Origin of the sequence: Paraburkholderia sp. GAS334 (assembly GCF_050436625.1) — a bacterium.
Taxonomy (GTDB): Bacteria; Pseudomonadota; Gammaproteobacteria; order Burkholderiales; family Burkholderiaceae; genus Paraburkholderia.
Genome location: NZ_JBNDMO010000085.1, coordinates 1 through 2,573, shown reverse-complemented (window position 1 = coordinate 2,573; position 2,573 = coordinate 1). Strand labels below are relative to the sequence as shown.

Sequence of the window (2,573 nt, the reverse complement as noted above, 5' to 3'; positions counted from 1 at the left end):
TGTTTACGCCGACCGAAAATTGAGCCACTTGTAGGGATCGCGCCGACTGAAAATTGAGCCGGGTAATCAACCTATCCTGCTAGTTTTTCAGGCAGGGTGTTTGGGGATGATCCCGATGACAATGATTGGAAAGGTGCGGCGGATGTTCCACCGCCAGAACAAGTCGGTACGCGAGATAGCGCGCCTCACAAGCCTGTCACGCAACACGATTAGCAAATACTTCAGGAGGAGCCGAAATATCAGCGACGCTCGCAGTCGACCCTGCTAACGCCGTTTCATGAGGCGCTGGTGCAGGCGCTCAGTGTCGACGCGCGGCGGCCGAAGAAGGAGCGGCGCACCGCCTGGATGCTGTTCCAGGAGATCAAGGCGAGCGGCTACGATGGCTGCTATTCGCGGGTGACCGATTTCATCCGGTCATGGCGGCAAGGTGAAGGCAATGCGGTTTCGACGTCGGCGTTTGTGCCGTTGCAATTCGAACTGGGCGAAGCGTTCCAGTTTGATTGGTCCGAGGAAGGACTGGTTGTCGGCGGCATTTACCGCAAGCTGCAGGTGTCGCACATGAAGCTATGTGCGTCGCGGGCGTTCTGGTTGGTTGCCTATCCGAGCCAGGGGCACGAGATGCTGTTCGATGCCCATACGCGCTCGTTTGCGGCCTTCGGCGGGGTGGCCCGCCGGGGTATCTACGACAATATGAAAACGGCCGTAGATAAGGTTCACAAAGGCAAAGGTCGCACGGTAAATCCGCGTTTCGCAGTGATGTGCTCGCACTACCTGTTCGATGCTGACTTCTGCAACGTAGCTAGCGGCTGGGAGAAAGGCGTCGTCGAGAAGAACGTGCAGGACAGCCGCCTGCGTATCTGGATTGACGCGCGTGCGCAGCGCTTCGGCAGTTTCGCCGATCTGAATGCATGGCTGGCGACCCGCTGCCGGTCGTTGTGGGAGCAGGTGAAGCATCCGGACTATCGGGACCTGAGCGTTGCCGACGTGTTCGAGCAGGAGCGCGCCCATCTGATGCCGATGCCCACACCGTTTGAAGGTTATGTTGAGCGCGCAGCACGGGTCTCGTCGACGTGCCTGGTGGTGATTGGCCGCAATCGCTACTCGGTGCCGTGTGAATTTGCAGGCCAGATGCTCAGCACACGGCTCTATCCTGGCCGTGTGGTGGTGGTGGGCGATGACGCCATGGTGGCCGAACACGAACGACTGGCCGACGAAGGTCTGGTGCGCTACGACTGGCAGCATTACATCCCGCTGATCCAGCGCAAGCCCGGCGCATTGCGCAACGGTGCGCCGTTCCTGGAGATGCCCGAGCCGTTGCAACGCCTTCGTCGGGCGCTGCTGCGCGAGACGGGCGGCGACCGCGTGATGGCGAAGGTTCTGGCGCTGGTGCCGGAGAGCGGCCTGGACGCCGTGCTGATTGCGGTCGAGCTGGCACTGGAGCAGGCGCCGCCCTCCGGGCGCGTCAGCGTCGAGCATGTGGTGAACGTGCTGTCGCGCATGCGCAGTGTGCAGATGCCGCCGAAGATCGATACGGCGTTGCAACTGGCGATACCGCCGCTGGCCGATACGTCGCGCTATGACGGGCTGCGCCCGGCACTGCAACCGCGGGAGGCCGGTCATGCGTGATCTGATCGTCGAACTCAAGCAACTGCGGCTCCACGGTATGGCTGCCGGCTGGGCCGAACTGCTCGAACAGGGTAACGTCGAGGTCTCGTCTTCGCAATGGCTGCTCGAACGGCTGCTGCAGGCCGAGAGTGCCGATCGGGCCGTACGGTCAGTCAGCCATCAGATGAACGCGGCGAAGTTCCCGGTGCATCGCGATATGGCCGGCTTCGACTTCGACGGTTCGGCGGTCGACCGCCAGCTCGTCATGCAACTGGCCGGCATGACGTTCACCGAGGGCGCGCACAACCTGGTTCTGGTCGGCGGACCGGGCTCGGGCAAAACACATCTGGCGACGGCCATCGGCGTGTCCGGCATCATGCACCACGGCAAGCGGGTTCGCTTCTACTCGACCGTGGATCTGGCCAACGCACTGGAGCAGGAGAAGGCGCAGGGCCGCGCCGGGCGGATCGCGGCGAGCCTGCTGCGCCTTGACCTGGTCATTCTGGACGAACTCGGGTATTTGCCCTTCAGCCAGGCCGGTGGAGCTCTACTGTTCCATCTGCTGAGCCGCCTGTACGAGCACACGAGCGTTGCCGTTACAACGAATCTGGACTTCGCCGAATGGTCCAGCGTGTTCGGCGACGCGAAGATGACCACGGCATTGCTGGACCGGCTGACGCACCACTGCCACATCGTGGAGACCGGCAACGAAAGCTACCGTTTCCGGCATAGCAGCGCGAGTGCAAAGAAGCGCATCCGGTCGCGTGAAGCGGCGCGCAAAGGCGACGGCGCGAGCGCGACCGAATCGGCTTGATCATCGTTCACCGCGCAACGCACCCTCATTGAAGGAGGACAACCGCGCCGGAAACCCATACACTTATCCACAACCAGTCCTGCTTTAGACCGGTCTCCACCCCGGCTCAAAACTCGATCGGCGCGGTGGCTCAAAATTCACTCGGCGCGGACAG

The 2,573-nt window shown here is 62.2% G+C and carries 1 protein-coding gene and 1 pseudogene; both read left to right on the top strand.

All coding sequences use genetic code 11. The features are described from left to right. Nucleotides 1–115 precede the first annotated feature (115 nt). A pseudogene (gene istA / locus P3T21_RS38285) lies at nucleotides 116–1,626 on the top strand (IS21 family transposase). Continuing rightward, nucleotides 1,619–2,419, top strand: a complete 801-nt coding sequence (gene istB / locus P3T21_RS38280; protein ID WP_429261036.1) for an IS21-like element helper ATPase IstB — start codon at nucleotides 1,619–1,621, stop codon at nucleotides 2,417–2,419. Before istA ends, istB begins: the two are co-directional and overlap by 8 nt. The last annotated feature ends 154 nt before the right edge of the window (nucleotides 2,420–2,573 follow it).